This is a genomic window from Terrimonas sp., assembly GCF_003075435.1.
Taxonomy (GTDB): domain Bacteria; phylum Bacteroidota; class Bacteroidia; order Chitinophagales; family Chitinophagaceae; genus Agriterribacter.
The window spans coordinates 41302-67116 of the sequence record NZ_QCZJ01000019.1; the positions used below are offsets into that span (position 1 = coordinate 41302).

22 protein-coding genes and 1 tRNA gene are annotated in these 25815 nt (G+C 39.7%); 8 read left to right on the top strand and 15 right to left on the bottom strand.

What is annotated here, in order from left to right; translation table 11 throughout:
- Window positions 1-68 precede the first annotated feature (68 nt).
- From DC498_RS18405 to DC498_RS18415, 3 genes are all read right to left on the bottom strand, one after another.
- A complete protein-coding gene (locus tag DC498_RS18405; protein ID WP_133176892.1) occupies window positions 69-314 on the bottom strand; it encodes a hypothetical protein in 246 nt (81 codons plus the stop codon).
- A 55-nt stretch (window positions 315-369) separates the two neighbouring features.
- Window positions 370-939 (bottom strand): hypothetical protein, encoded by a 570-nt coding sequence (locus DC498_RS18410; RefSeq protein WP_133176893.1) that lies wholly within the window; start codon window positions 937-939, stop codon window positions 370-372.
- A gap of 102 nt (window positions 940-1041) precedes the next feature.
- Entirely contained in the window at window positions 1042-1788 is a 747-nt protein-coding gene (locus DC498_RS18415) for a type 1 glutamine amidotransferase domain-containing protein (protein WP_116875626.1), read from the bottom strand.
- A 341-nt stretch (window positions 1789-2129) separates the two neighbouring features.
- Here DC498_RS18415 and DC498_RS18420 point away from each other — a divergent pair, with 341 nt between their 5' ends.
- The 3 genes from DC498_RS18420 to DC498_RS18430 all read left to right on the top strand — a co-directional run bounded on the left by DC498_RS18420 (window position 2130) and on the right by DC498_RS18430 (window position 4373).
- Window positions 2130-2885: an acyl-CoA desaturase gene (locus DC498_RS18420; protein WP_116875627.1), complete on the top strand. Its 756-nt coding sequence runs from the start codon at window positions 2130-2132 to the stop codon at window positions 2883-2885.
- 107 nt (window positions 2886-2992) lie between these two features.
- A complete protein-coding gene (locus tag DC498_RS18425) occupies window positions 2993-4060 on the top strand; it encodes a 3-oxoacyl-ACP synthase III family protein (RefSeq protein WP_116875671.1) in 1068 nt (355 codons plus the stop codon).
- A gap of 10 nt (window positions 4061-4070) precedes the next feature.
- Window positions 4071-4373 carry a hypothetical protein gene (locus tag DC498_RS18430; protein ID WP_133176894.1) on the top strand — a complete coding sequence of 101 codons (303 nt, stop codon included), beginning with the start codon at window positions 4071-4073 and terminating at the stop codon, window positions 4371-4373.
- A 419-nt stretch (window positions 4374-4792) separates the two neighbouring features.
- On the opposite strand, the gene DC498_RS18435 is transcribed toward DC498_RS18430, so the two are convergent.
- Window positions 4793-4866 (bottom strand) — tRNA-Asn (locus tag DC498_RS18435).
- 220 nt (window positions 4867-5086) lie between these two features.
- Here DC498_RS18435 and DC498_RS18440 point away from each other — a divergent pair.
- Complete coding sequence (locus DC498_RS18440) at window positions 5087-5686, top strand: superoxide dismutase (protein WP_116875629.1); 600 nt, start codon at window positions 5087-5089, stop codon at window positions 5684-5686.
- 99 nt (window positions 5687-5785) lie between these two features.
- Here the strand turns inward: DC498_RS18440 and DC498_RS18445 are convergent, their stop codons facing one another.
- The 5 genes from DC498_RS18445 to lptB all read right to left on the bottom strand — a co-directional run bounded on the left by DC498_RS18445 (window position 5786) and on the right by lptB (window position 11045).
- A complete protein-coding gene (locus DC498_RS18445; protein WP_116875630.1) occupies window positions 5786-6628 on the bottom strand; it encodes a mechanosensitive ion channel family protein in 843 nt (280 codons plus the stop codon).
- Between the two features lie 158 nt (window positions 6629-6786).
- On the bottom strand, window positions 6787-7542 hold the full coding sequence (gene fabG, locus DC498_RS18450; protein ID WP_116875631.1) for a 3-oxoacyl-[acyl-carrier-protein] reductase: 756 nt from the start codon (window positions 7540-7542) through the stop codon (window positions 6787-6789).
- A gap of 56 nt (window positions 7543-7598) precedes the next feature.
- A complete protein-coding gene (locus DC498_RS18455; protein ID WP_116875632.1) occupies window positions 7599-8549 on the bottom strand; it encodes a phytanoyl-CoA dioxygenase family protein in 951 nt (316 codons plus the stop codon).
- A 1-nt stretch (window position 8550) separates the two neighbouring features.
- On the bottom strand, window positions 8551-10059 hold the full coding sequence (locus DC498_RS18460; RefSeq protein WP_116875633.1) for a GH3 auxin-responsive promoter family protein: 1509 nt from the start codon (window positions 10057-10059) through the stop codon (window positions 8551-8553).
- A 188-nt stretch (window positions 10060-10247) separates the two neighbouring features.
- Window positions 10248-11045: an LPS export ABC transporter ATP-binding protein gene (lptB, locus tag DC498_RS18465; protein ID WP_116875634.1), complete on the bottom strand. Its 798-nt coding sequence runs from the start codon at window positions 11043-11045 to the stop codon at window positions 10248-10250.
- A 123-nt stretch (window positions 11046-11168) separates the two neighbouring features.
- Between lptB and DC498_RS18470 the strand changes: the two genes are divergently transcribed.
- Both DC498_RS18470 and DC498_RS18475 read left to right on the top strand, forming a co-directional pair.
- Window positions 11169-12122 carry a methylenetetrahydrofolate reductase gene (locus DC498_RS18470; RefSeq protein ID WP_116875672.1) on the top strand — a complete coding sequence of 318 codons (954 nt, stop codon included), beginning with the start codon at window positions 11169-11171 and terminating at the stop codon, window positions 12120-12122.
- A gap of 21 nt (window positions 12123-12143) precedes the next feature.
- The gene (locus tag DC498_RS18475) at window positions 12144-13145 is read left to right on the top strand and encodes an SDH family Clp fold serine proteinase (protein WP_116875635.1); all 1002 of its coding nucleotides are present in this window, start codon (window positions 12144-12146) and stop codon (window positions 13143-13145) included.
- Between the two features lie 23 nt (window positions 13146-13168).
- Here the strand turns inward: DC498_RS18475 and DC498_RS18480 are convergent, their stop codons facing one another.
- The 4 genes from DC498_RS18480 to DC498_RS18495 form a co-directional block, all read right to left on the bottom strand.
- Window positions 13169-15325, bottom strand: a complete 2157-nt coding sequence (locus DC498_RS18480; protein ID WP_116875636.1) for a c-type cytochrome domain-containing protein — start codon at window positions 15323-15325, stop codon at window positions 13169-13171.
- A 16-nt stretch (window positions 15326-15341) separates the two neighbouring features.
- Window positions 15342-16796, bottom strand: coding sequence for a DUF1501 domain-containing protein (locus DC498_RS18485; RefSeq protein ID WP_116875637.1), 1455 nt, complete (start codon window positions 16794-16796; stop codon window positions 15342-15344).
- 36 nt (window positions 16797-16832) lie between these two features.
- Entirely contained in the window at window positions 16833-19157 is a 2325-nt protein-coding gene (locus DC498_RS18490; RefSeq protein WP_116875638.1) for a PSD1 and planctomycete cytochrome C domain-containing protein, read from the bottom strand.
- Between the two features lie 186 nt (window positions 19158-19343).
- A complete protein-coding gene (locus DC498_RS18495; protein ID WP_116875639.1) occupies window positions 19344-20615 on the bottom strand; it encodes a dienelactone hydrolase family protein in 1272 nt (423 codons plus the stop codon).
- 165 nt (window positions 20616-20780) lie between these two features.
- On the opposite strand from DC498_RS18495, the gene DC498_RS18500 reads away from it, so the two are divergent.
- Window positions 20781-21236: a hypothetical protein gene (locus tag DC498_RS18500; RefSeq protein WP_133176895.1), complete on the top strand. Its 456-nt coding sequence runs from the start codon at window positions 20781-20783 to the stop codon at window positions 21234-21236.
- Between the two features lie 279 nt (window positions 21237-21515).
- Complete coding sequence (locus tag DC498_RS18505) at window positions 21516-21842, top strand: hypothetical protein (protein ID WP_206197690.1); 327 nt, start codon at window positions 21516-21518, stop codon at window positions 21840-21842.
- Window positions 21843-21900: 58 nt separating this feature from the next.
- On the opposite strand, the gene fbp is transcribed toward DC498_RS18505, so the two are convergent.
- Both fbp and DC498_RS18515 read right to left on the bottom strand, forming a co-directional pair.
- Window positions 21901-22905 carry a class 1 fructose-bisphosphatase gene (gene fbp / locus DC498_RS18510; protein ID WP_116875641.1) on the bottom strand — a complete coding sequence of 335 codons (1005 nt, stop codon included), beginning with the start codon at window positions 22903-22905 and terminating at the stop codon, window positions 21901-21903.
- 253 nt (window positions 22906-23158) lie between these two features.
- Window positions 23159-25603 carry a mechanosensitive ion channel domain-containing protein gene (locus tag DC498_RS18515; RefSeq protein ID WP_116875642.1) on the bottom strand — a complete coding sequence of 815 codons (2445 nt, stop codon included), beginning with the start codon at window positions 25601-25603 and terminating at the stop codon, window positions 23159-23161.
- Window positions 25604-25815: the final 212 nt, after the last annotated feature.

Below are 25815 nucleotides of genomic sequence, written 5' to 3' on the forward strand. Positions count from 1 at the left end.
TAAGGAGAAAAACTATTGCATACTAATCTCTGCGGCAACTATTGTGCTTCCGGTATTTCCGGGGCTCTTTATAAGCTCAACGCCTGCCTAATCCTTTTCTCAAGAGACGGATTTGTTTCTATTTCCAAAAAGTACTCTGTTGCCACCACTTCTCTTTGCCGGGGTTTTACTTCTGTTCCGGAAAACAGCATCTCCTGTTTTAAGTAAGCCAGTTTGGGATGATCAAAAAATGCAACTCCTTTTCCGAGATCATGTATAATTGACAAAGTATCTTTTTCATTCTTTGCTTCAAGATGTACAATTACTGTAAGCATAATTTTATATTTTGATGAAGATTTTTTATCAAGAACTCTTTGATAGGGATTAATGTTATCTATTGTCATATTTGTCACTACTCCTGGTAAGATATATCTGGAAGCCAAAGCTAATCACTATATTATGAGAGAGTGGTGCAGACCAAAATCCGGCTATACCTTTATATTTGGCAAGTGCTTCCAATCCAATTGCAGGGGAAATAAAATATGCTATACCAGGCCCCGCGCTTAAGCCAAGTCCATTCGTATTATCGCCTTCAGCAGGATTATTACCTTCAATACCTACAGTCCCTTCTGCAAAGAATTTGCTTTTTCTGAAAAGATTGCTATTTCTATCGCCCCAATAATACCTCCCTAAAATACCGACTCCATATGTGGTTGAAGGGCTTGTACCTTCAGACACTGTAGCATGAAAGCTTATATACGATCCTACTGCTATATTATCTTTTATAAAAAATGCCGCTTTAGGACTCAGCCTGCCACTGAATGACCCTTTATCACTCAGGCTCCAGTTGAGATCAGAAATCTCTCCCCCCATCAATACGCTTCCCCTCTGTATTTGTGCCTGGAGGCAACCAACAGAACATGCGCTTATTAAAATGGCTCCTATATATTTTATAATCATGATAATATTTATATTATGAGAAAATGTCTTTTCCACAGCATTTGCCCGAAGCATTATTGCTTGCCGGATCAAATTAATAATGAATAAGTTCAAAGAGAAACACTACAATGAACTGCTTTTATTTATCAATTGTTCGCGTTTCACCACAGAAAAATATTCGTTGCGCTGTAGCTGTGCCAGTGTTTGTTTTGCTACAGCTTCTGCGGAAGCCGGATTTTGACCTGTAATGATATTGCCATCTACAACTACATAGCTGGCATAATCTTCACATTTACTATACAATGCACCAACTGAAATAAGCTCATTTTCTATCAGCAAAGGAACTACTGAAGCTAATCCCGTAGATTTTTCTTCGCTATTACTAAAAGCGGTCACCCGTTTATCTTTGATCCACAATCCTCCATCTGGGTTTTGCAATGTTAACATACTCGCCACAGCCTGGCTTTGCAACGCCATGGGCTTATGCTGAAAAATAAATCCCTCTAATAACATTTTTAATAAAACATTGTTTGTAAGATCCCATAAACATCCATGTCCACCGGGCAGAAATACAGCATCAAACGTATTGATCTCTATTTTTTCAAATGTTCCTGAATCAGCAATAAAATCCATAGCCTGCCTGTCCTGGAGAAAACGCTTTGTTCGTCTCGTTGCAACTATAATAGATTGTCCTTTGGGATCAAGCGGCACCTTACCGCCAAGGGGCGACGCAATACTAATATCAGCACCAGCTTCTCTGAAAATGTAATAGGGTGTAGCAAGCTCCTCAAGCCAGACTCCGGTTTTCCCTGTCGTGGTTCCAATGCTACTATTTGAGGTAGCGATAAACAAAATTTTATTAACCCTCATTGCATTGTAAAGATGAGCATTCTTATGCCGCGCAGCATTACATAAACATTTAGGTTAGTTACATAATTCTCACATTCTAAATTATCAAACCGGGAAGTGGTCAATATCGTACAACAGGTATACAACTAACTAATGCTTTTATTTTTGTATGCCCGCCTCCGGAATTTACTTAATGAAAGTGTGGTAATTGTATTTTCCTTAACAACAAAAAATGTATCTTTATATATGTAGAAAACACGAAAAAATTTCTCCGGCTTCTGCAGTACATTCTCCATGATGTTTTACAGGAAATTGTCAAAATAATTATCGCGGCTTCTATTTTTTTTACTAAATAATTAATAATGGCCGCAATTATTTTTTTTGCCGTTTTATGGTATTCGTCTTTGTTTTTTCAAACCTTCTTCCATCACAGGTATGCAGCGCACGGAGCATTCAAAATGAATATCTTTTGGGAGCGCGTCTTTTACATATTTTCCTATATTACACAGGGCTCTTCGTATATGAGCCCACGTACTTATGCCATCATGCATCGTATGCATCATGCTTATACTGATACAGAAAAAGATCCCCATTCTCCTGCTTTCTCAAAGAATGTGTTTCAGATGATGTGGCGTACCAGAAAGATATACAATAATATTTATCGCGGCAATGTTGATATAGAAGAGCGCTTTACAAAATACTTACCCGATTGGCAATGGCTCGACCGGTGGGGACATCATCCTGCATCAAGAATCCTGTGGGCGCTCATTTACATTGCAGTATTTATATTGCTGCCTTCATTTTGGTGGACCTTCTTTTTGCTACCCATCGTATTCATCATGGGAGCATTTCATGGAGCGATTATCAACTGGTATGCGCATAAATACGGATACATAAATTTCAGGCTTAAAAACTCATCTCGCAATCTCTGCTCAATTGATATTTTTATGCTGGGAGAATCGTATCACAACAATCATCATAAAAACCCTTCTGCTGTTAATTTTGGAAGAAAATGGCATGAAATTGATCCTGTATACCCGGTTATAAAATTACTTCATTGGCTGCATGTGATCCGCCTGGTAAACCGTAAGCCTGTAGCCTCTATCTATAAAAACTGACTTTAGGATTCGAAGAAGTGGCATCAAAAAACAAAAGAAATTTAAATTCCCCTTATAGTAAAATTAAATTCAACTCAATCAATACGCTGCTAAATTATTTGCACACTATGATGAAATCAGTTATTACAGGCACCGGATCATATATTCCTGAAGTGCTTCGCTCTAATGAACACTTTTTAAGTAATTTGTTCTACGATGACAAGGGTTTGCCCATAGCAGATGAACCAACCATTATTGTTGAAAAATTTCAGAAGATTACAGGTATTCGGGAGAGACGTTATATACCGGAGTATTTGAACACATCAGATATTGCAGCTTTTGCCGGAATGCAGGCATTAAAGGATAGCGGCATTGATCCTGAAACATTAGACCAGGTAATTGTTGCGCATAATTTTGGTGATATTGTTTACCAGAATATCCAATCTCAGAACGTGCCGTCGCTGGCTGGCAAGGTAAAGCACCGGCTCGCCATCCGTAATCCGCAATGCATTGCTTATGATATTCTTTTTGGCTGCCCGGGCTGGATACAGGCATTGATCCAGTCTGAAGCGTACTTTAAAGCTGGCATGGCTAAAAAAGTATTGATAATCGGAGCAGAAACACTGTCGCGTATTGTTGATCCCTGCGACAGGGACAGTATGATTTTTTCCGACGGGGCCGGAGCCTGTGTGCTCGAATATCTTGAAACAGGTGAAGAGGGTTCCGGCGTGCTTGGTACCTGCGCTCAAACACATAGCGGCGATGAGTTGAACTATATCAGCATGGGCAAATCATACAACGCCCGTAATGGCAACAGGCTGTTCATGAAAATGAAGGGAAGAAAAGTGTATGAATATGCATTGACACATGTTCCCGCGGCCATAAGACGCTGCATAGAAGAATGTGGAATAGCTATCAGCCAGATAAAGAAGATATTTATACACCAGGCTAATGAAAAAATGGATGAAGAGATTGTAAAAAGATTATTTGAATCATACGGGCTATCATCTCCTCAAAATATTATGCCCATGAACATTCAGTGGTTAGGCAATAGTTCTGTAGCTACAGTACCTACCTTGTATCATATGGTTCGCAAAGGAGGCATTGCCGGGCATGAAATATTAGCGGGAGATAATATTGTTTTTGCTTCCGTAGGAGCGGGCATGAGCATTAATGCAGTTTGTTACCGCGTTTAAATATGCAGGAATGGAAAAAGATATTGAAATCGTTGTATCACAATTCAGGAGCGAGGCGTCAGGCTTATTTCAGGCTATTGCTGAAAACTTTGTACGGCATGCCAAAAGATTAAACAGGCAATGGGATGAAAATGTTTTTCAGCAAATGCAAGGCCGGTACATGCAGGAATTAAAAAAACAACTAACTCATATTGCCGAAAAGCTGATCAGTCAATATAAAGGTGCATTAAACACAAATATGTTGAGGCATGAACTCACAAAGCAAATAGACTATTATATATCAGCCTTTGTCTTAAAAATCAGGTCAATGTAGATTTTGTAATTGCTCTTTCGCATAAATATTATGGTCTGTATAATATCCCGGCGGTATCAGGCAGAAGGCCGGCCGTCTCCAATCCATTGTGGTATATTATATTCCGGTTTAAATGCATGCTTTCTGCGTGATGAGTCCAAAGCCGGTTTTCTGGCTGCTAACGGATTGAATCTTCTAAAAACCGGACATGGGTTTCCGATGTTTTCGGCAGATTGTCCGACCGAAATTCATTTACCTTCTTTATTCAGTTATACTTTTAAGTGAAAGTTGATAAATAAAGGAGGATATAGTCAGCATAAATTGAAGTAACTTTAAAATATAAACTGTTCTTTGTTTCAAGATTGCCCCAGCTACTGGCAAATTACTGGCAAAAATGAAAAAGCCGCCAATGGCGACTTTGTAAGTTGTTGATTTTTAAGCTCCCCCTTCAGGACTTGAACCTGAGACCCTCTGATTAACAGTCAGATGCTCTAACCAACTGAGCTAAGGAGGATTGTAGTTCCTTATCAATAAGGGCGGCAAAAATAGGGAATTTTGATTGTAAAAAACAAAGAAATTTAATGGTGTTTTAAAAAAGAATATTACGGCATTATTTATGATTTGATTTACCTACAAAAAACAAGCATAAAATATTAAAACAAAAGAAAAATTATATTACTCTGTACATTTGCTATTCCCGATAATATTTTATTTCACAATTAAAACTATAGATCATGGCTTTTACATTACCGGCTTTGCCTTATGCATATGATGCATTAGAGCCCTATATTGATACCCTCACAATGCAGATACATCATGACAAGCATCACCAGGCTTATGTTGACAATCTCAATAAAGCAATTGCGGGCACACCCAATGAAGATAAATCGCTTGAAGAACTGGTAAAGAGTGCAGGTTCCATCAGCCCGGCTGTTCGCAACAACGGCGGTGGTCACTGGAATCACACCTTCTTTTGGGAAACGCTTTCTAAAAATGGCGGCGCCCCTTCAGGCAAGCTGGCTGAAGCTATAAACAGCGCTTTCGGCAGCTTTGATGAATTCAAAACAAAATTAAATACCGCAGGCGCAACACGCTTTGGCAGTGGCTGGGCATGGCTGATTTTAAAAGATGGTAAATTAGAAGTAACAAGCACCCCTAACCAGGATAATCCCTTAATGGATGTTGCTGAGGTAAAAGGAAGCCCACTTTTAGGTGTGGATGTTTGGGAACATGCTTATTACCTGAAATACCAAAATAAGCGCCCGGATTATCTTGCTGCAATCTGGAATGTGATTGATTGGAAAAAAGTAGAAGAAAGATTTGCAAAAGGATAAGAGATATCATAGCTGAATATCCCGGCCAAATTAAACCGGGATATTAAATCTAAAAGGCTGCCTGGGGCAGCCTTTTAGATTTAATATAAGCGTTATTTGTTATTTTTGAATTATTACCCTATGTGGGATTGGCCCCGCAATACCATTCAAATCAAACGCAGTTTTTACTGCTTCCTGCACCCCGAAGAAAACATCCCAGTAATCAGTTTGTGTTGTATAGGGGCGGATAGCTAATGTTGTCATCCCATCACCAACTTTCATCACGCTTACCTCAGGTGAAGGATCTTTTAATACTTTGGGATGAGATAACATAGCCTGGATTGCTACTGCGCGGGCTTTATCAATTGACACCTCCGGTGCAACCGCCATGCTGATGTCAACACGCAGATTACCATGTGTATTGAAGTTTGTGATAACACCGGTTGAAAGTGGCCCGTTGGGTAAAATAACCGTTTTATTATCAGGAGTAAGCAAAGTAGTATTAAAAACGCCCTGCTCTGTAACAGTACCTGCTATACCCTGCGCTTCGATAATATCACCTATTTTAAAAGGCTTAAATATCAGCATCATTACTCCGCCTGCAAAATTACCAAGCGTACCATTTAATGCTGAACCAATGGCTACACCGGCACCAACTATAAGTGCAGCAAAAGAAGAAGTATCTACACCAAGAATACCAAATATGGTAATGATGAGTAGAACAAGACAAAGAATTTTAAAAAATGAAACAAGAAATGTTTGTAATGATGGATCAAATTTTCTTGCACTTAAGGATTTTTTCAATAAAATGCCCAGGCGGCCAATTATCCAGCTTCCTATTATATAAAATACGATGGCACCAATTACCTTGGGGGCATATGTAATTGCAGAATCAATAAATTTGGAAGCAACGTTTGTTCCTTTGTTTACGAGCTCTTCAGCCTGCAAAAAATAAAATCTCATAAGTATTTGTTTAAGTATTAATAAAAATGCAGGGTTGAGTTAATAGTTCTTAAGGACGGAAATTTAAACCGGTAAGTTGCATAACAGAAAATTAATATCTAAAAGCCAAAAGCCACATCAGTACGATGTGGCTTTCCTGAAATATAAACCAGTGAAAATTACATATTTAATCCCCCGCAAACGCTTAGGGTCTGCCCGGTAATATAACTACTCCAATCACAGGCAAGGAATAAAACCGTATCTGCAATGTTCTCCCCTGACCCAAAACGACCCAGCGGAATATCCGCCTTGTATTTATCAGCCGTATCTCCTTCTTTAAGATAGCCGGTCATATCGGTTTCAATAAAGCCAGGTGCAATGGCATTACAGCGTATATTTCTGCTACCTAATTCTTTAGCTATACTTTTTGTAAAGCCTATAATACCGGCTTTACTTGCCGCATAGCTGCTTTGCCCTGCATTACCTATAATACCAATGATGGAGCTCATATTTATTATACTGCCGGATTTCGCTTTCATCATCGGGCGTATAACCTGTTTGGTCATATTGTATACGCTTTTAAGATTGGTATTTATTACATCATCCCATTGCTCGCTTGTAAGACGAAGCAGGAGGTTATCTTTAGAAATGCCTGCATTGTTTATACAAATATCAACCGTACCAAACTCCTTAACCACATCGTTCACTAATGCTTCGCATTGTGCAAAATCGCCGGCATTGCTTTGATAAGCTTTGGCCTTAACACCAAACGCTTTTAGTTTTTCTTCAAGAGCAGCAGCTTTGGCCGCACTGCCGTCACTTACATAGGTAAATGCGATATTTGCTCCGTGTTCCGCAAGTTTCAATGCTATAGCTTCGCCTATTCCTCTTGAGCCGCCGGTTACAATGGCAACTTTATTATTCAGCAATTTCATGAATTATATTCTGGTTTTAAGTATGATATTATTTGCAAGATAAATAAAGAACTTGATCAATGCTCTTTCAGTAAGGAGGGGCGTTCGGTTATTTCGTGATACTTTATTACATCATCCGCGTAATAATGAATAACCATGCTCTTCCTGGTTAACGCTTTATTGAGTATCGGTGCTCCACCATGTACAAGATTGGCATGCCATATCAATACATCTCCTTTTTTGGCAAGAAAGGTTTTTGCTTCAAAATGATTTTCATTCAGCACATCTTCCAGCACATCTTCATAATCGCTGTATTTTTTATTTCCCAAAGTTAATAATGAAGATGTGTTGTTATAGTCACTGTTTAATAAAAAAGGAAGCTTATGGCTGCCGGGATAATAAAACAGTGGTCCATTATCTGGTGTAATATCTTCCAGCGCTATCCAGGCTGCTATCAGATAGCCCAGCGGGTAAGTGGTCATGTGAATGCTGTCTGAATGTGCCCTTTGCTCACTGCCATTAATAAAATTGATGGTTTGAAAGGGAACGACATTTTTATTTAAAAGAAAGTCAAGTATCGATTTAATTTGAGGATGCGTGGTGATACTTTGTATAAGGGATGATATCCTGTTGGCAAACATTAATTTGTTGCCGTTGGTAAATTTTATTTTGCCTGATTGCTGTAAGCCTGCTATCTCTGCATTTATCGCGTCAACCTCATCATCTTTCAATAATCCCTCTATTATAAGATAACCTTTAGCCGACCAATTTTTTATTTTTGCCTGTATATCCGGTGTAAAGGATGAAAATGCTTTTTTTAACGGAGCTGCGGCAGCAGAGTCTTCAAGGTCAAGCCAGGCTTTCGAAGTTTTATCGGGAAAATCTTTACTGGAAATAGAAGCAAACAGAGGCTTATGAATGCCATATTTACGGTATGCTTTCCTGTTATGCTTTAACGCTTTAAAATGCCTGAGGTTGTATAACCAATGAACCAGCTTAAGGCGTTTTATTCTTTTGGCTATTGACATATCATGGTTTGAATTGAAGCATTTCCTCTATAAAATTACGTTCATTGCTCAACCTGGGCACCTTATGCTGCCCGCCGAGTTTTCCTTTGCTTTTTAACCAGTCATTAAAAAACCCTTTGTCCATCACATGAACTATAGGTTGTCTTAACGCGATATTTTTATGACGTTTTGCTTCATAATCGCTGTTAATAGATTGTAATGCTTTATCCAGTTCGGCTGAGAATACATTAACATCATCAGGTTGTTTCTCAAATTCAATCAGCCATTCATGCGCGCCGTTTGATTCTTCTCCGAAATATACAGGAGCAGCGGTATAGTCATTCACAATTGCGCCGGTTGTTTTACAGGCTATTGAAACAGCTTTGTCGGTATTATCCACAATCACTTCTTCTCCAAACGCGTTAATAAAATGTTTTAACCTTCCGCTCACCTTTATACGAAATGGGCGCAGGCTGGTAAACTGGATGGTATCACCAAGCAGGTAACGCCAAAGCCCGCCATTGGTACTGATTACAGGAGCGTAATTTTTGCCGATCTCCACATCTTTTAATCCAATGGTCTGCGGATCTTTCTTACCATATTCTTCAAAAGGCATAAACTCCATGAATATGCCATGATCAACGAAAAGCAGCATGCCCTCAGCTCCCGGATTATCCTGTGCCGCAAAAAAACCTTCACTGGCATTATAAGAATCTATATAATAAATGTCTTTACCAATCAGCTTTCTGAATTGCTCACGATAAGGGGTAAACGAAACGCCGCCATGAATATATAATTCCAGCGACGGCCAAACTTCAGCCATGTTTTTTTTACCTGTTATCTCAAGAATTCTTTTAAACAACACCAGCGTCCAGGTAGGTACGCCGGATATAGAAGTCACATTTTCCCTGATGGTGCTTTCTGCCAGCCTTTCTATTTTAGACTCCCACTCATCCATAAGCGCTATTGACAGTTCCGGCGTTCTTATCCACTGCCCCCATACAGGGGAATTCTGCAGCAATACAGCACTTAAATCGCCAAAGTGCACATCGTCATTAATCTGGTTAATGGTATGACTTCCGCCTATTACAAGCCCTTTACCGGTTAGTAATTCCGAATCGGGGTTAAAATTGTAATACATCGTAAGGGTATCCTTTGCGCCTTTGTAATGGCACTCTTCAAGGCTCTCCTTACTTACAGGTATAAACTTACTTTTATCACTGGTTGTACCACTGCTTTTTGCATACCACTGTATAGGGGTATTCCATAAAATATTCTCTTCACCGTTCATCATCCTTTGTATATAAGGCTTCAGGTCGTCATATTCATGAATCGGGATTTCTTTTTTAAAATCGCGGGTAGAGAATAATGAAGAGAAATTATATTTTCTGCCAAATTCCGTGTATTGCGCTGAAGTAACCAGGTCCTGCAACACTTCCCTCTGAGAGGCTACAGGATTTTCTATCCACGCTTCAATGCGCCATAAGCGCATGCGTGCAAGTTGTGATATTGTTGTACTTAATATGCCCATTGTGCAGCGGCAAAATAAAGAAATTAAGTGAAATGAGGGCGATCGAAGTTAGTCCGGACACATTCTGCACACCTATTAAGCAATTTAAGGATACCGCCTAATTGGTCTTATTGTTTCTCAACTCCTTAAAGGTTGTAATACTGAATTATACCGTACACGCAAAACGCCGGAATCCAGGGTATAAAAGGCTATATTTCTTTATCCATCGAAGGAATTTCGCTCATCCCTTTCATTGCTTCTTCATGCAGGTAGTCTTTGCGCTTAAGCTCAAAATTTCTGCCGAGATAGAGCCGTTTAACCTGGTCGTCTGCCGCAAGTTCTTCAGCTGTACCGTGTTTAAATATTTTGCCATCAATCAGGAGATATGCCCTGTCGCAAATAGAGAGCGTTTCATTTACATTATGGTCGGTAATCAAAATGCCAATGTTCTTATATTTTAGCCTTGCCACAACAGATTGAATATCTTCTACCGCAATCGGGTCAACACCCGCAAAAGGCTCATCCAGCAAAATAAATTTGGGATCAACAGCTAAGGCGCGGGCAATTTCTGTTCTTCTTCTTTCACCACCACTTAAGGAGTCTCCATTGTTCTTACGTACATGATGTAAACGGAATTCATCCAGCAATGCTTCCAGCTTTTCTTTTTGCTGCGCTTTGCTGAGACTGGTTATTTCAAGCACTGCGGAAATATTATCCTCTACAGTAAGTTTCCTGAAAACAGAAGCCTCCTGCGGCAGGTAACCAATACCCATCTGCGCTCTTTTATACATCGGAAGCTTTGTAATATTCTTATCGTCCAGAAAAACCTCTCCTTCATCGGGCTTGATCAGCCCCACCACCATATAAAAAGTAGTGGTTTTGCCGGCGCCATTAGGACCAAGCAATCCTACTATTTCGCCCTGCTTTACTTCAACAGATACATGATTTACAACAGTGCGGCTGCTGTATTGCTTTACCAGATTACTTGTGTGTATAGTTAAGCTCAAGAGTAACGATTTGCGCAAAAATACAGTATAGAAAGCATTGGTAATATCTGCCGGGCTGTTTTAACAGGTATTTTTGGTATGCCCCGATTGAATTATGTTTGCAAATTATTTGAAACTAAGGCAATGAAAGTTACAGATCATATAAAACAGGCTAAAAAAACATTAGTATCATTTGAAATACTTCCTCCTTTAAAAGGGAAAACCATTAATTCTATTTATGATCATCTTGATCCTTTAATGGAATTCAAACCTTCATTTATAAATGTTACTTATCACAGGGCCGAACATATTTTTAAAAAGAAGGCTGATGGAAATTTTGAAAAGGTTGAGATAAGAAAAAGACCCGGTACTGTTGGCATATGTGCAGCTATCATGAACCATTATAAGGTTGATGCGGTGCCTCACCTTATTTGTGGAGGTTTTACCATTCGCGAAACGGAAGATGCGCTGATTGACCTGTATTTTCTTGGTATAGACAATGTGTTATTGCTCCGTGGGGATGCCGCCAAAAATGAGGCTTTTTTTGAGCCAGAACCTGAAGGTCACCGTTACGCGATTGACCTTTTAAAACAAACCGCTAACCTCAACAATGGCATCTATCTTGAAGATAATATCCGGAATGGGTTCCGTACTAATTTTTGTATGGGTGTTGCCGGCTACCCTGAAAAACATTTTGAAGCGCCAAACCTTGCAACTGACCTTAGTTACCTTAAGGCTAAAGTAGATGCGGGGGCAGAATATATTGTTACTCAAATGTTCTTCGATAATAAAAAATTTTTTGATTTTGTAGATAACTGCCGCGCCAATAGCATTAACGTTCCTATTATTCCAGGGCTCAAACCTATTTCTTCCAAAAAACAACTGAGCGTAATACCCCGCACATTCAATGTAGATATACCTACAGACCTGAGCATTGAAATACTGAAATGCAAAACCGATGCAGATGTAGAGCTGGTAGGCACAGAATGGCTGAAGCAGCAATCTGTTGAATTAAAAAAATCAGGAGTGCCTATTCTGCATTACTATACGCTGGGCAAACCGAAGATGGTAGAGAATGTAGTGAAAGAGATAGTGTAATATATAAAAGCGATAATTCTTATGGCAAGCAAGAAATCTATTAAGACACCGCCTAAGCTTTTTAATGAAACTCAAAATCTTATCAGGTCAATTTCTCAAAATCTTGATGGAGACTTTCTTGCTTACTGGATTTCATCAAATAGCAGAATTATAGGTGACGATACTATTCCTTTTTATGAAGTATGTAAAAATAAAAACAGGAAAAATACACTTTACCTATATGTAAAAAGCGATGGTGGGTCTGGAGAAGCATCGTTAAGGATTGTGAACCTTTTGAGAAAATTTTATAAAAACATAGTTGCACTTGTGCCGCTGGATTGTGCATCTGCTGCAACCATGCTGGTTCTTGGTGCAGACTCTATAAAGATGGGACCTCTTGCCTATTTATCGGCAATTGACACATCTATAACACACGATTTGTCTCCTGTTGATAAGGATAACGACCGGGTAAGCGTTAGTCAAAATGAACTTGTGCGGGTAATAAATTTGTGGAATTCAAATAAACAGGTTTCTGATATAAATCCTTATGCGGATATCTATAAGTATATTCATCCGTTAGTTATAGGATCTGTTGACAGAGTGACTTCACTTTCAATTAAATTAACAACTGATATATTGTCCTATCATATGAGGGATCTAAAAAAAGCAGAAAAAATCAGTAATGCACTCAATTCTAATTACCCCTCTCACTCTTATCCCATCACGATAAAAGAGGCAAAAAAAATCGGGCTGAATGTTGATGAGCTTGAGGCGGGTTTAAATAATAAGCTGCTCGAACTAAATGAGCTTTATTCTGAAATGGCTCAATTGGCATATACTGATTTTGATGAACTGAATTATCATGACAACGAAATATTAAAAATTGTTGAAGGACTAGATTTAAAAATATTTTACCAAAAGGATAAAGATTGGCACTATAGAAGTGAAGAGCGAAGATGGGTTTCGCTGAACGATAACAGTAGTTGGAGGAAAATGGTGAAGAGAGCAAAAGCAATTGAAGAAACTAACTTTTATGTTCGTTAAAGGAGGTTCCGATTTCTCAAAATCTAATTCAAAAACATCTCATCTATCAGCACCAAAAACCTCCGGTCTTTTTCTACATGGGGTTTTACAATTATTTTAAGACAGGAAACTGATTGAGGCTTAAAAGAAGCTTCTAAAGTTTCGAGTGTTGGTTTACCGCCTGGTTCCGGCATTACCGGTTTTATGGTAGTAAGTAACTTCACCCTGCTTTCATTTTCTCCACCCCAAACTTCAACAAGCCCAGGCGGATAAATACCGGTAGTTGTTTCAAGCATATAGTGCAAACCATAGGAAGAGATGGTTACCGGCTGATTAAACATGGCTACCAGTTCCATATCATTTTTTCTAACACCTGCCCAGAAGTTTGCCCATGCCGGGTTATTGGCACCAATAGCACCAAGCTTTTTATTGAAAAATGTTTTTGCCCCCTCGGCCTGATGCACACTATTAAGTGGCTGTAGTAATACAACACTATCCGGCACAAATGAATTTTTTAAAAAATCAAAGGTTACCGCATCACTGCTGTACCAGCCATCTTTAAAGGCTTTGGCCTTAACCGTAGTTTTTTTATCAATAATAGTAGTATTATCAAAAACAGGTGAATGTATACTATCAGGTTCTGTGCCATCTAATGTGAACCGTATCTGAACGCCACGCACAGGATGAAACAATTGTACAGGTATTGCGCTGGCGAAAACCATTTCATCATTCTTTACCTGCGGGGGATTTAATTTCAACGTATCCTTTCCATCATCCTTAAACCCTTCAATAAAACTTATGCCCCTATATGCATTTTTCAACTGAGCTACGTCCTCCGGCGTAAGCCCTGTATTCCATACAGATAATGTTTTCAAACTTTTAAGATTGGCTATTTTATCTTTTAACCCCGCAAAAGAAAGCTTTGTACCTGAAAGTGAAAGTGTATGCAAATGTTTTAAAGCGGTTAAAGCATCCAGTCCTTTTTCTGTTACATCAGTAAAATTCAGGTCAAGCCTTCTTAAATTTTCAAACCTGCTTACACTTTTCAAATCTTCATCTTTAACAGGTAGTTTATTCAGGCTTACAGATACTACCTGCTTCTTAATAGCATCCAGTTCATCCAGTTGCTTTGTACTGTACAAATCACGATTATATATACTTACATCCAATGCAGGTGAGCCCTTTGCCACCGGCGCAATAGTACGGTAATCATTGTTGAGCTTTGCCACCGTTGTTTCGTCTGCAGCAGAGAAATCATATTTTTCGTCTTTGTCTTCCGGCTTCAGTATGGCTGTTGCCAGTATGCGTAATGAATCGCCCTCGGCGATGTCTATGACTTTCTGAGAAAATTTTGCATCTCCCCTTATCCATAAAGTCAGCAACGTTATCTCCTCCCTGGTAAGCTGGGGCTTGCCTTCGGGCGGCATATGCTTTTCTTCTTCCAGCGGCAAATGCACACGTTCAAGCAGCAAACTGATATCGGGATTGCCTGGCACAAAAAGCTTACCCGTCTTTCCTCCTTTAGCTAAAGCTATAGAATCTGTGAGCGCCAATTCACCTTTTAATTTATTGGGGTTATGACAGCTTACACATTTGTTTTCGAGTATTGGCTGCACTACATGCTCATATACTATTGCCTGCTCAATAGGAACGGAAGGTTTTTTTATATTGGCATAAATAGGCTGCATAATAAAATCTTCACCGTGCGTAAGCGTAGCGCCATAATGCCCGGTAACAATTAATGTGAGCATCATTAGTACAGCAAAAAACCACGAAGCGGTAACAGAATACCAAAGTTTATTCCGTACCCAGTAAATAACAGACGCAATAAAAAAAACAGCTGCGCCGGTCCACTTATGCCACTCCAGTGTATCACCTCCATATCCTTCCTCACGGGATAAAAACAAGCCCATTATTACAGTTATGCCTGTAAATAAAATACCTGCGAGCAGTAAGCCTCCTGAAAAATTTTTATAAAATGAAGTGAGATTTGTATTCCGGTTAGCAATACGATATACTTCCATGCCTATTGCCAGCATTAAAAGCACGATCGGGAAATGCAGTACTAACGGATGCATTCTTCCTGCAGGCTGCAACCAATATGGCACAGTAAGCTTATGGAGGAATATGAGCAAAAAGAGAATAAATACATTAAGTACAACTAATACCTGTTCTGCAAAGGCCCTGAGTTTAGTATTCATTAAATGGTGCTATCGTTTATGCAATAAGATCTTTTATTACTTTACCTGATACATCTGTTAAACGATAACGACGCCCCAGGTGTTTGAAGATGAGTTTTTCGTGGTCAAGTCCTAATTGATTTAATACTGTTGCCTGGAAATCGTGCACATGCACAGGGTCTCTCGCAATATTGTAACCAAGCTCATCCGTTTCACCGTATACCATCCCGGGCTTTATACCACCGCCTGCCATCCATACGGTAAAACATCTTGGGTGATGGTCGCGTCCATAATTATCTTCTGTAAGTCTACCCTGGGTATAGCTGGTACGCCCAAATTCTCCGCCCCATATTACCAGTGTTTCGTCAAGCAAACCACGTTGCTTTAAATCTATTACCAATGCGGCTGAAGCCTGGTCAACATCCTTGGCCTGTTTGGCAATTTCAAACGGTAGATTACCATGCTGATCCCAGCCCTGGTGATATAACTGCACAAAACGCACACCATTTTCAGAAAGCTTGCGCGCCAGCAAACAGTTAGCTGCATAAGTGCCGGGCACCAAACAATCCGGACCGTATAATTTCACAATATCATCAGGCTCTTTTGATAAATCCATTACTTCAGGCACCGCGGTTTGCATACGGTATGCCATTTCATATTGCTTGATGCGCGTTGCAATTTCAGGATCACCAAATTCTTTATATGAAAGTTCATTTAACTCAGAAAGATTATCCAGCATTTCCCTACGATCTTTTCTGCTCATTCCGTCCGGATCTTTCAGATACAATACAGGATCCTCACCCTTACTGAACTGCACGCCCTGGTGAACGGAATCCAGGAAGCCGTTAGACCATAATTTGGAATACACACCCTGACCATTGCCAATACCGCGTGAAAGCAATACCGTAAATGCAGGCAGGTTTTTATTTTCATTACCTAAACCATAGCTCAGCCATGCACCCATACTCGGGCGGTTACCCTGCTGTGAGCCGGTTTGTAAGAAAGTTAATGCAGGATCGTGATTAATCGCTTCTGTGTACATAGACCGTACTATACAAAGCTCATCTACTATTTTAGCGGTATACGGCATTAAATCGCTTACCCATGCCCGTGAGTTACCGTATTGTTTAAAATCAACAAATGAACCCACAAGCGGGAACGAAGACTGGTTGGCAGTCATACCGGTTAAACGCTGGTTACCTCTTACTGAAGGAGGAATTTCCTGCCCGGTCATTTCACGGAGCTTAGGCTTATAATCAAACAGTTCCTGCTGCGAAGGCGCACCATTCTGAAAAAGATAAATTACCCGTTTTGCCTTTGGAGCAAAATGAGGAATGCCCGGTGTAAACGCTTCCTCTTCTATTCCCCCGTTTTTAAACAGGTTAGGCATTAATAGTGAACCTAAAGCAACGCTACCGATACCAAGGCTCATAGTAGAAAGAAAACGGCGCCTGTTCCAGCTGAACCCGTGTTCTAAAATTTCTTTATCCATACAAAAACTTTAAATTATTTGCAATGCCTTACAGCACTAAGATTTTGTAATTGTTTCTTCAAGATTATAAATAGTAGACACCACACGCATCATTGCCGCCAGCTTCTTTTTATCCTCATCATCCGGCACAGCAGCCTCGCCAACAGCCAGTACACGTTTGACCGTTGAATCAGCAATCGTATTTACTTCCTTATTAAAATAGCTTTCCAGCACCTGCAACTCTTTCTCCGTTGGTTTTCTGCAAACGATCAAACGGAAAGCTTTTGTAACCTTATCTTTTACATCGGTATTTTCTGCCAGCAGTTTTCCCGCAAGTACTTTTGATGCTTCCAGCACAGTGGGGTCATTCATCATCACCAATGCCTGCAGCGGAGTATTGGTTCTCAATCTCCTTACTTCACACATGTCCCGGTTACTTGCATCAAAAATGGCCATTGATGGCGGAGGAACGGTACGCTTTATTAATGTATACATACCACGGCGATATAATTCCTTGCCATGATCCTGTTTGTATACAGATAACAATCCTCTTCCGGAAGTAGCTCCTTCCCATAGCCCGGCCGGCTGATAAGGCTTCACGCTTGGACCGCCAATTTCTTTGTTCAATAAACCACTGCTTGCTAATACAACATCCCGTATAAATTCGGCGTGTATCCGGTACCGTGGCCCGTGAGACAAATAAATATTTTCCGGATCGATCGCCTGTTTCTCTTTCGTAGTAACGGCAGATTGCCTGTACGTTGCTGAAGTAACCATTTGCTTTACGAGGCGTTTAACATCCCAGTTATGCTCCCTGAAGTCAACCGCCAGCCAATCAAGCAGGGCTGGATGTGTAGGCAACTCTCCCTGCATTCCAAAGTCGCCGGAAGTTTTTACAATACCTCTGCCAAAAAATTCCTGCCATAAGATATTTACATATACCCTTGATGTTAACGGATTGTCTTTATCAAATAACCACTTTGAAAGCCCCAACCTGTTTTTAGGATAATCATTATTAAACTTAAGAATAGATTCAGGCGTTCCGGGTTGCACTTCGTCTCCCGGTGCATCATAATTACCACGGATCAGGATATGTGTTTTACGAACGGTGTCAAGGTCGCCCATTACAGATACGATAAGTCTATTCGTGTCCTGCTTGTTGATAAAGTTCAAAACTGTTTTTACATCTTCATTGGTAATTTCCATCAAGGGTTTTTTGGCATAGGTTTCAGGCCCGCCAATCACCGATTCTATTCCCACTTCTTTCACATTATTGAAGAAAGCGAAAATGCTGTAATAATCCTTCATGGAAAAAGGATCGTATTTATGATCGTGGCAATGTGCGCATTCAAGTGTAATACCCAATAGCCCTTTACCAAGCAGATCGGTGCGGTCAGTAACATACATTGTCCTGTACTCCTCGGGAATCACTCCACCCTCTTCTGTTATTTTATGATTTCTGTTGAAGCCTGTAGCCAGTAATTTTTCTTTGCTGGAATCAGGCAGCAGATCACCTGCAAGTTGCCAGGTTACAAATTCATCATAATGCATGTTCTCATTAAAAGCATGAATTACCCAATCTCTCCACGGCCATTGTGTGCGGTAACCATCATCCTGGTAACCATGCGAATCAGCATAGCGGGCTATATCAAGCCAATGAAGCGACATCTTTTCTCCATACTGGGGAGCAGCCATAAGCTTATCTACCATTTTTTCATAGGCATCCGCACTTTTATCTGTAAGAAATGCATCCATCATTTCAATAGTAGGCGGAAGCCCGGTAAGATCAAGACTTAATCTTTTTAACAATCTTTCCTTATCAGCTTCTTCGCTTGGTTTTAAACCTCTTTGTTCCTGCTTGGCAAGTATAAAATAATCAATCTCGTTTCTTGGCCATTTATCATTATCCACTTTTGGCAAAGGAGATTTTTGGGGAGCAGCAAAAGCCCAGTGCTTTTCATATTTCGCACCCTGTTTTATCCATTTCTCTATAAGCTGAATTTCCCTTTCTGTGAGTTTTAAATTAGATTTTACCGGCGGCATTAACTGGGTAGAATCGGTAGCCACCAATCTTAAATAAGCCTGCGATAATTCCGGCTTACCTGCTACTAACGCATGCGCACCCGGATGCTCTTTCAATGCCTTAAACGCACTATCGGCAATGTCTAACCGTAAACCGGCTTCGCGTTTATTGGCATCAGGACCATGGCATGCAAAACATTTATCTGAAAAAATAGGGCGAATATCAAAATTATAGCTAACTGTTTCCGGCAACTTTACAGAAGCGGTCTGTCCGGAGTTTTCGTTGCCACATGATTCAATCAACACTATCAATCCTGCAACAACGGCAAATGCAAAAAATATCTTTCCGGGGAACTTCATATGACAGCTAAACTTTTACTTCTTCACAAAATATTGAAGTGAAAACCTCTTTTTAACGCTACAAAATACTTAAAATCCCGGGGGCAACCATCCTGTTCCATACTGCAATTTTGTAAAGAATTTGTTATATAGCATATAGCAGTAAGGTATAATATCCACTACATCACCTTACATTGTGTAAGTTATTTATTTTAACCATTTATCAAACCAGTCGAAAGCCTCTTTTTGCATAGAGTAGTCGAACTTATGAGGTCCTGCATAAAATGAGCATTTGTATTTACCGGCTGCACCTGCTTTTTTATATACCTGCTGCAGTATAAGATCAGCCTGTTTCATTTCAGGAAGCGTGTACAGTTCATCATCAATATCGTTTAATACCAATGTTGGCAAGGGCACACGCAGCCCTAATATTTCAGGGAAATCTAATTCGTTAGGCAGTAGCGGCACGTAAGTCATCCAGGTATGTGTGTAAGATTTGTTAAGCACAAAATCTTTCCATGTTGTCATAAATCCAACGCATACCGCGCATTTAATTCTTTCATCCAGTCCGCCCATAAAAACAGTTCGCATTCCGCCTCCTGATAAACCGCAACAACCGATTCTTTCACTATCCACATCCGCTCTTGAAGATAGCATATCAAGTGCGGCCCTGTCTTCAGCAAAAAAAATACCTGGCCAGGTGGTACCGGCGCTGAATAAAGATTTCGCCATAATATGCTCATGTTCAGCAGCCCATTTATTATAGGCATGAATGCGGTCAGGATTTTCAGGATCATCATCCGTTAACCCATTTTTTAAATGCAAAGGAACATCCTGCAGCATTACTCTTCTGCTTGCAAAAGGAAACGCGTCTGCAACCAATACCACATAACCACGTTTGGCTATTTCATTTGCCCACGCCATTCCATCATAATATTCCTTCTGGTGCGCTGTCATTAAAGGATGTTGTGCATCAGCGGTACGGGTAATTTTCCGGACCCCAAAATATTTATTTCCACCATGATCGTGAAAAGCAAGTATGGCCGGTAACTTATTTTTTGCATTCGCGGGCTTTAACAGCAAAGCTTCTGTTGCTCTTCCATATGGCAATTGCCATTGCAGCTCCTCTATCTTCAAACCATCATATTCGTATGTCTTTATAGTTTTATATGCAGGTGCTTTTATTACAGGAACTGAGAGCCTGTCTGTCAGTTGCCTTTTGGCAACTACTTTCCATTTATCTATATCATTCCATTTATCATTTCTGAAAGAAAATGAGGGCAACTTATTTTCGGTAAGCCCGGTTGCCCATTGTCCGTAATTGCCTATAAGGCTTATCTGATTTTCGCCAGGTAACATTGTATTATTATTTGCAACGTGTAATATGTTTAGAGGAACAGAAGAAAATGCCTTTACCATACTCCCGGCACTTAAACTGGTTATACCAGCCACCTTTAAAAACTTACGACGACTCTTCATTCAAAGCATATTATATATCAAGTTACTAATTGTTATTTAACCGGCTGGGTAAATAATTCCACGATTACAAAAGCATTTAGTATATAGCAAACGGTTGCATGTTGAGGCATAATAGTTGCCCTTCTTTCATGAGCAATCATTTACAATTCACTAATATGATTTTTTATGAAAAAGACCTTTGTACTCTTATTATGCTGTGGACTTATGTATACTTTCGCCAATGCCCAATCTGTTATTCCGGATCCTACACTTAGTGAAAAAGCGCAAAAAGAAATTTTAAAAACCAGCAAGCGGCTTGAAGAAAGAAAACTGGAATTAATAAAACTCGAAAAAGAAGTAGAGGATGCAAAACGCATAGCAGTAAAAAAAGAGAAAGACGCGCAGGTTTCAGCAGATGAAAATGTATCAGCGGCATCTAAATTAAATAATGATGCATTAGATAAAACCAAAGCAAGAAAAGCAAGGAAAAAAGCATCAAAAGCAGCGGACGATGCAAAAGATGCAAGAAAAGCAGCCAAAAAAGCTGAAAAGCTGGAAAACAATATATCGTCTTTACAAAAGAAAATACAGGAAGACGAAACCAGGCTGGCGGAAATGACTCACCCGGATTTAAAAAAATGACAATATTCTGTTTTGGACGTGATTGTAAAATATGTTACCCCCAAAAACAATAACATTGGGTATAAGTGATGAAGTTTCCAGTCAGTATTAATTTCTGCTGTCAATATTATTTTCCTGTCAGGGAAGATGCTGACTTCCACTGAAATTTAGAATACTATCATTTTTTGCCAGCTGTATTGACAAATGCTAAATCATGTCCGTTCTTAAAAAAATATTGACTGTATTTAAACTTTGCGTAACCGCGCATGTCTGTAGTAGCATAACATTAAATGCCCCTTTATGAAAAAGTTTTTTATTACTTCCGGATTTATCATCGCATTAATAGCGTTTGCATCAGCAGGATTTTCGCAAACAAAAACACCCCGCGCACATAAACGCCAGGTTAACCAGCAGGAACGTATAGCTAAAGGCGCGAAGGATGGTAAACTTACCAAACGTGAAACAGTAAAAATGGAAGCACGCCAGGCAAAAATTCAAAAAGACAAAAAGAAAGCAAAGGCTGATGGTATAGTTACAAGGAAAGAAAGAGCAAAATTACATAGGGAACAAAATCGCTCAAGCCGTGCTATCTATCGCCAAAAACACGATGCTCACACAAGGAAATAGCAGGTTTTTAATTCGTACGCCAGGCTGCCAAAGGCAGCCTTTTTTTTATATCGTAAAATTATTTTAAAAAGGTTTGCAACTCATCCATCATCCCGGCCGAACCAACAAACAGGGGGCTACGCTGATGTATATGCGAGGGCTGGATTTCTAAAATACGTTGTTTGCCATTAGTGGCTTTCCCCCCGGCTACCTCTGTTAAAAACGACATGGGATTACATTCATAACAAAGTCTCAACTTTCCATTGGGCTTTCCCTCAACAGAAGGATAAAAAAATAACCCTCCTTTTAATAAATTCCTATGCGCATCTGCTACCATACAACCGTAATACCGGCTTGAATATGGCCCGTTTTTATTTTCCGGTGACATGCAGAAATCAACATAACGCTTCAACGCTGGTGTAATATGATGATAATAGCGGTGATCAAATGAATAAAACTGCCCGTGGTTTGGTATTTTAATATCCGGATGACTCAAATAAAACTCACCGATTGAGGTATCTAATGTAAAACCATTAACGCCACGTTTGGTGGCATACACTAAAATGGTGGAAGAACCGTAAATAACATATCCTGCTGCTACCTGGTTTACTCCCGACTGCAAAAAATCTTCAATCGTGGCAGGTTTGCCTAATTCAGACACTCGTTTATATACGCTGAATATGCTTCCTATTGAGATATTAATATCAATATTGCCCGACCCGTCAATAGGGTCTATCAACAACACATATTTCGACTGATTACTTTTTGCATCATCAAATATCACTACATCATCATTTTCTTCAGACACAATCCCCGCGCAGTTAATGCCTGAGCGCAATACATCAATAAAAACATTATTGGCATATATATCCAGCTTTTGCACCACTTCTCCCTGCACATTTATACTTCCTGCAGCCCCAAGTATATCTGCTATACCTGCCTTATTGATTTCAATATTCACATGCTTTGCCGCCAGTCCTATTCCTCTTAACAACCCGGACAGTTCTCCGGTAGCATGAGGAAATAATCTCAACTGTTGAATGGTAAATTCATCTAAAGTCATTACGTTATGATACCTGGACATGAAGTAGGTTTTCATACAAAGAAAAGAAAGTATAAGAAAGAAAGCAATGGGAACCTTGAAATGTTCCCACTGAAATATACTTTTATTTTACAGCGTATCTATTAACCTGATTGAACCCTGCATCGTGAAAGTAAATACAGAGTCATACATCACCAGGAAATAACCTTTAGAAAAGCAGGGGAAAACACATTGATTAAACTGTACAATGTTTTTTTATTTGTTTAACCTTTTACCCTCCACCTTTCTCCTTTGCTTACTTCACACTCAGTCCTTCTGTCTTTAATTTATCATGTAAAAGCAGGGTGATCTCGCTTCTTGCTTCGGCAGATTTATATACATCTTCAGACCAGAAAAATACTTTCAGATTAAATCCATCTTCAAGCACTCCCGTAAATAAAACCTGTGGTTCCCTGTTCTCAAAAATATACGACGAGCTCAAAATGGTTTTCTTTATCAATGCCGCCACTCTTTCCATATCGGTACTGCCTGTTACAGTCAAACTCATATCCAGCCGCTGCTGGTTGTTTGATAAAGTCCAGTTTACAATATGCTGTGTAAGAATATCGCCGTTTGGAATGATGACTTCCGCGCCATCGGGTGTTAATAATGTGCTTGACCTGAGGTTTATTTCTTTTACCCTTCCCGCTTTATTCCCGATCTCCACCGAATCACCAATCTGGATAGGACGATCAAAGATCAATATAATGCCTGATACAAAATTATTAACGATACTCTGTAATCCCAATCCAATACCTACGCCCAATGCCCCTACAACAATCGTGATCTTATCCAGCGGTAACCCTGAGGCAGCAATAGCGAGAAAATAGCCTGCACAAAGCAATATAAGTTTTGTGATCAGCAATTTTGAACGTTTACTTTTATCAGATATATCATCATCTTCACCGGTTTCCCCGAAAAAATAGCCAATATATTTTTGCAACAGGTGTGCCATCCAGATAATAAAAAAGAAAAGCAATACGCCACCAAAAGAAAAATTTGCATTCCCAATGCTCCTGGGCTTTTGCAATACTTCCGCCAACTTGTCGAATAATGAATTATAGATATTCAGGTTGGTGGTAAACACAATCAGCCATAGTATCACTACAAGAAATAAAATTGGTTTACGAAATCCATCAAGCACATGCTGGTAATCAAACCGGATTGACACGCCTCTTTTAATACGCCCTGCTGCTATCTGCAGCAGTATTACTTCTATACAAACTTTACTGAACACTGCCAGCCCTATCGCCTGCGTAAAGGAATATATAGCAGCATTACCGAGTATCTGAGCGAGCGAAAATCTGCCGAATACGTTGCATATAACAGCAACCATGTTCATTATATTATGCAGCACAATTACGAAGCGGATAAATCCTTTGAGATATAAATGCTGCTGCATTTGCCGTAAAAATAAAGAGCCCAATACAATAGAAAGCACATTCAATATGATCAGCCAGGTTCTTTGAAAAAGGTCTGGTGCAAGAATATGATGCATGAATGAAAACGCGATAAAAAGGAATACGATGCCTATCCAGTAATAGAATAGCCTGCGCGGCCATATTTTCCAGCAAATAATGGTAAGCACAACCACCAGCAGGAATTGCATCAGTTCAATATATGCGGAAGGCGCATGCAGATCAAACAAAGGTGCAATTACAAACATTACCACAAAAGAAGAAACAATATAACTGGTAAGGATAAACGAAAAGTCCATATCCCTTACTGCACCAAGCGCATTATGCTTTTTAATGATCTTTATATTACGAAATACCCATACAAAAAAGGCAGCGGCAATAAGCAGGAGCAACAGCCGCCGTGGGCCGGAATCTTTGAAATAATAACTGGTAGCCTTTCTTTCTCCTTCATAAACCTTATCGAATGAACTTTGCAATTGCTGAGAAACACTGTCAGGAGATCTTTCCCATATATAATTATATTCCTTTCCGAATATTTTTGCCGTTGACGACATCAGCAGGTTTTCCACTTTTTCAAGCAACTGGATAGTAAGTACGGAACTTGCAGATACGCGGGTTTGCAGTTGCTCAAGCAAAGCCTGGTTTTTACGAAGCGTTCTTGTATTTTGCCTCCATGTGCTGCGCAATTCTTTAAGCTGTGTTGAAAATTGTTCTCTCAATGCCGAATCACTCATCATTTCTCTTATGATGGTATCTCCTATCAGCGTTCGCATATCTTTTTTCAGCAGGGTCAGGCGGGCATCGGCGCTATCCAGCTTTTCATCATAACTGTCTAATTCATCACTAATATTATTCAACAAGGTCTTGTATACTTCAAGATTTCTGAAGCTCATCACTTTACTGTTGTTGGTAATATTATCATTCAGCACGGCAAGAATAGAATCATTATCATTCATATTGCTCACCATTTTTTTAATGCCGGGGCCAAGGTTGCTGTTATTACCAATTTTATCAAGCAGTATATATGATTTCTCAATCTGTACCTGGTAATCGCTGGTGGTAAGCTGGGTAGAATCTGTAAAAAGAACCGACATGCCACCGCCACGCCTCAAACGACTGGTATCACCATTTCTAAAACGAGCGGTATCAGTATTATGGTTAGCAGAATCCCGCTGAAAACGGGACCGGTCTCTTCCCGAACGAATAGTATCCTGGGATTGCACATCAGGTAAGCATATTATAAAAAAGTATGCAGACAGGCATACCCGTAACAGGCTTTTCATTACATTGATTTTTTCGTAATCATTAAAAAACGAAAATACTACAAGAGATTATGAAATACTTCGCATTTTGCAAGTAGCAACGGAATTTGCCTGAGTTTCTTGTATTGCCAGGTAAGAAATTATTTGACCTGAAAGTAAGCGTGTTTAATTCGTAGATGTTTTCTGTTTGCTCATAGATGCACAGAACCCGGCATACTACTGTTAAGCCAAGC

Excerpts from the sequence above, each read along its gene's own strand:
- DC498_RS18405 (WP_133176892.1), bottom strand. The coding sequence starts at position 314 with ATGCTTACAGTAATTGTACATCTTGAAGCAAAGAATGAAAAAGATACT.
- DC498_RS18410 (WP_133176893.1), bottom strand. The coding sequence starts at position 939 with ATGATTATAAAATATATAGGAGCCATTTTAATAAGCGCATGTTCTGTT.
- DC498_RS18415 (WP_116875626.1), bottom strand. The coding sequence starts at position 1,788 with ATGAGGGTTAATAAAATTTTGTTTATCGCTACCTCAAATAGTAGCATT.
- DC498_RS18420 (WP_116875627.1), top strand. The coding sequence starts at position 2,130 with ATGGCCGCAATTATTTTTTTTGCCGTTTTATGGTATTCGTCTTTGTTT.
- DC498_RS18425 (WP_116875671.1), top strand. The coding sequence starts at position 2,993 with ATGATGAAATCAGTTATTACAGGCACCGGATCATATATTCCTGAAGTG.
- DC498_RS18430 (WP_133176894.1), top strand. The coding sequence starts at position 4,071 with ATGGAAAAAGATATTGAAATCGTTGTATCACAATTCAGGAGCGAGGCG.
- DC498_RS18440 (WP_116875629.1), top strand. The coding sequence starts at position 5,087 with ATGGCTTTTACATTACCGGCTTTGCCTTATGCATATGATGCATTAGAG.
- DC498_RS18445 (WP_116875630.1), bottom strand. The coding sequence starts at position 6,628 with ATGAGATTTTATTTTTTGCAGGCTGAAGAGCTCGTAAACAAAGGAACA.
- fabG (WP_116875631.1), bottom strand. The coding sequence starts at position 7,542 with ATGAAATTGCTGAATAATAAAGTTGCCATTGTAACCGGCGGCTCAAGA.
- DC498_RS18455 (WP_116875632.1), bottom strand. The coding sequence starts at position 8,549 with ATGTCAATAGCCAAAAGAATAAAACGCCTTAAGCTGGTTCATTGGTTA.
- DC498_RS18460 (WP_116875633.1), bottom strand. The coding sequence starts at position 10,059 with ATGGGCATATTAAGTACAACAATATCACAACTTGCACGCATGCGCTTA.
- DC498_RS18470 (WP_116875672.1), top strand. The coding sequence starts at position 11,169 with ATGAAAGTTACAGATCATATAAAACAGGCTAAAAAAACATTAGTATCA.
- DC498_RS18475 (WP_116875635.1), top strand. The coding sequence starts at position 12,144 with ATGGCAAGCAAGAAATCTATTAAGACACCGCCTAAGCTTTTTAATGAA.
- DC498_RS18480 (WP_116875636.1), bottom strand. The coding sequence starts at position 15,325 with ATGAATACTAAACTCAGGGCCTTTGCAGAACAGGTATTAGTTGTACTT.
- DC498_RS18485 (WP_116875637.1), bottom strand. The coding sequence starts at position 16,796 with ATGGATAAAGAAATTTTAGAACACGGGTTCAGCTGGAACAGGCGCCGT.
- DC498_RS18490 (WP_116875638.1), bottom strand. The coding sequence starts at position 19,157 with ATGAAGTTCCCCGGAAAGATATTTTTTGCATTTGCCGTTGTTGCAGGA.
- DC498_RS18495 (WP_116875639.1), bottom strand. The coding sequence starts at position 20,615 with ATGAAGAGTCGTCGTAAGTTTTTAAAGGTGGCTGGTATAACCAGTTTA.
- DC498_RS18500 (WP_133176895.1), top strand. The coding sequence starts at position 20,781 with ATGAAAAAGACCTTTGTACTCTTATTATGCTGTGGACTTATGTATACT.
- DC498_RS18505 (WP_206197690.1), top strand. The coding sequence starts at position 21,516 with ATGAAAAAGTTTTTTATTACTTCCGGATTTATCATCGCATTAATAGCG.
- fbp (WP_116875641.1), bottom strand. The coding sequence starts at position 22,905 with ATGTCCAGGTATCATAACGTAATGACTTTAGATGAATTTACCATTCAA.
- DC498_RS18515 (WP_116875642.1), bottom strand. The coding sequence starts at position 25,603 with ATGAAAAGCCTGTTACGGGTATGCCTGTCTGCATACTTTTTTATAATA.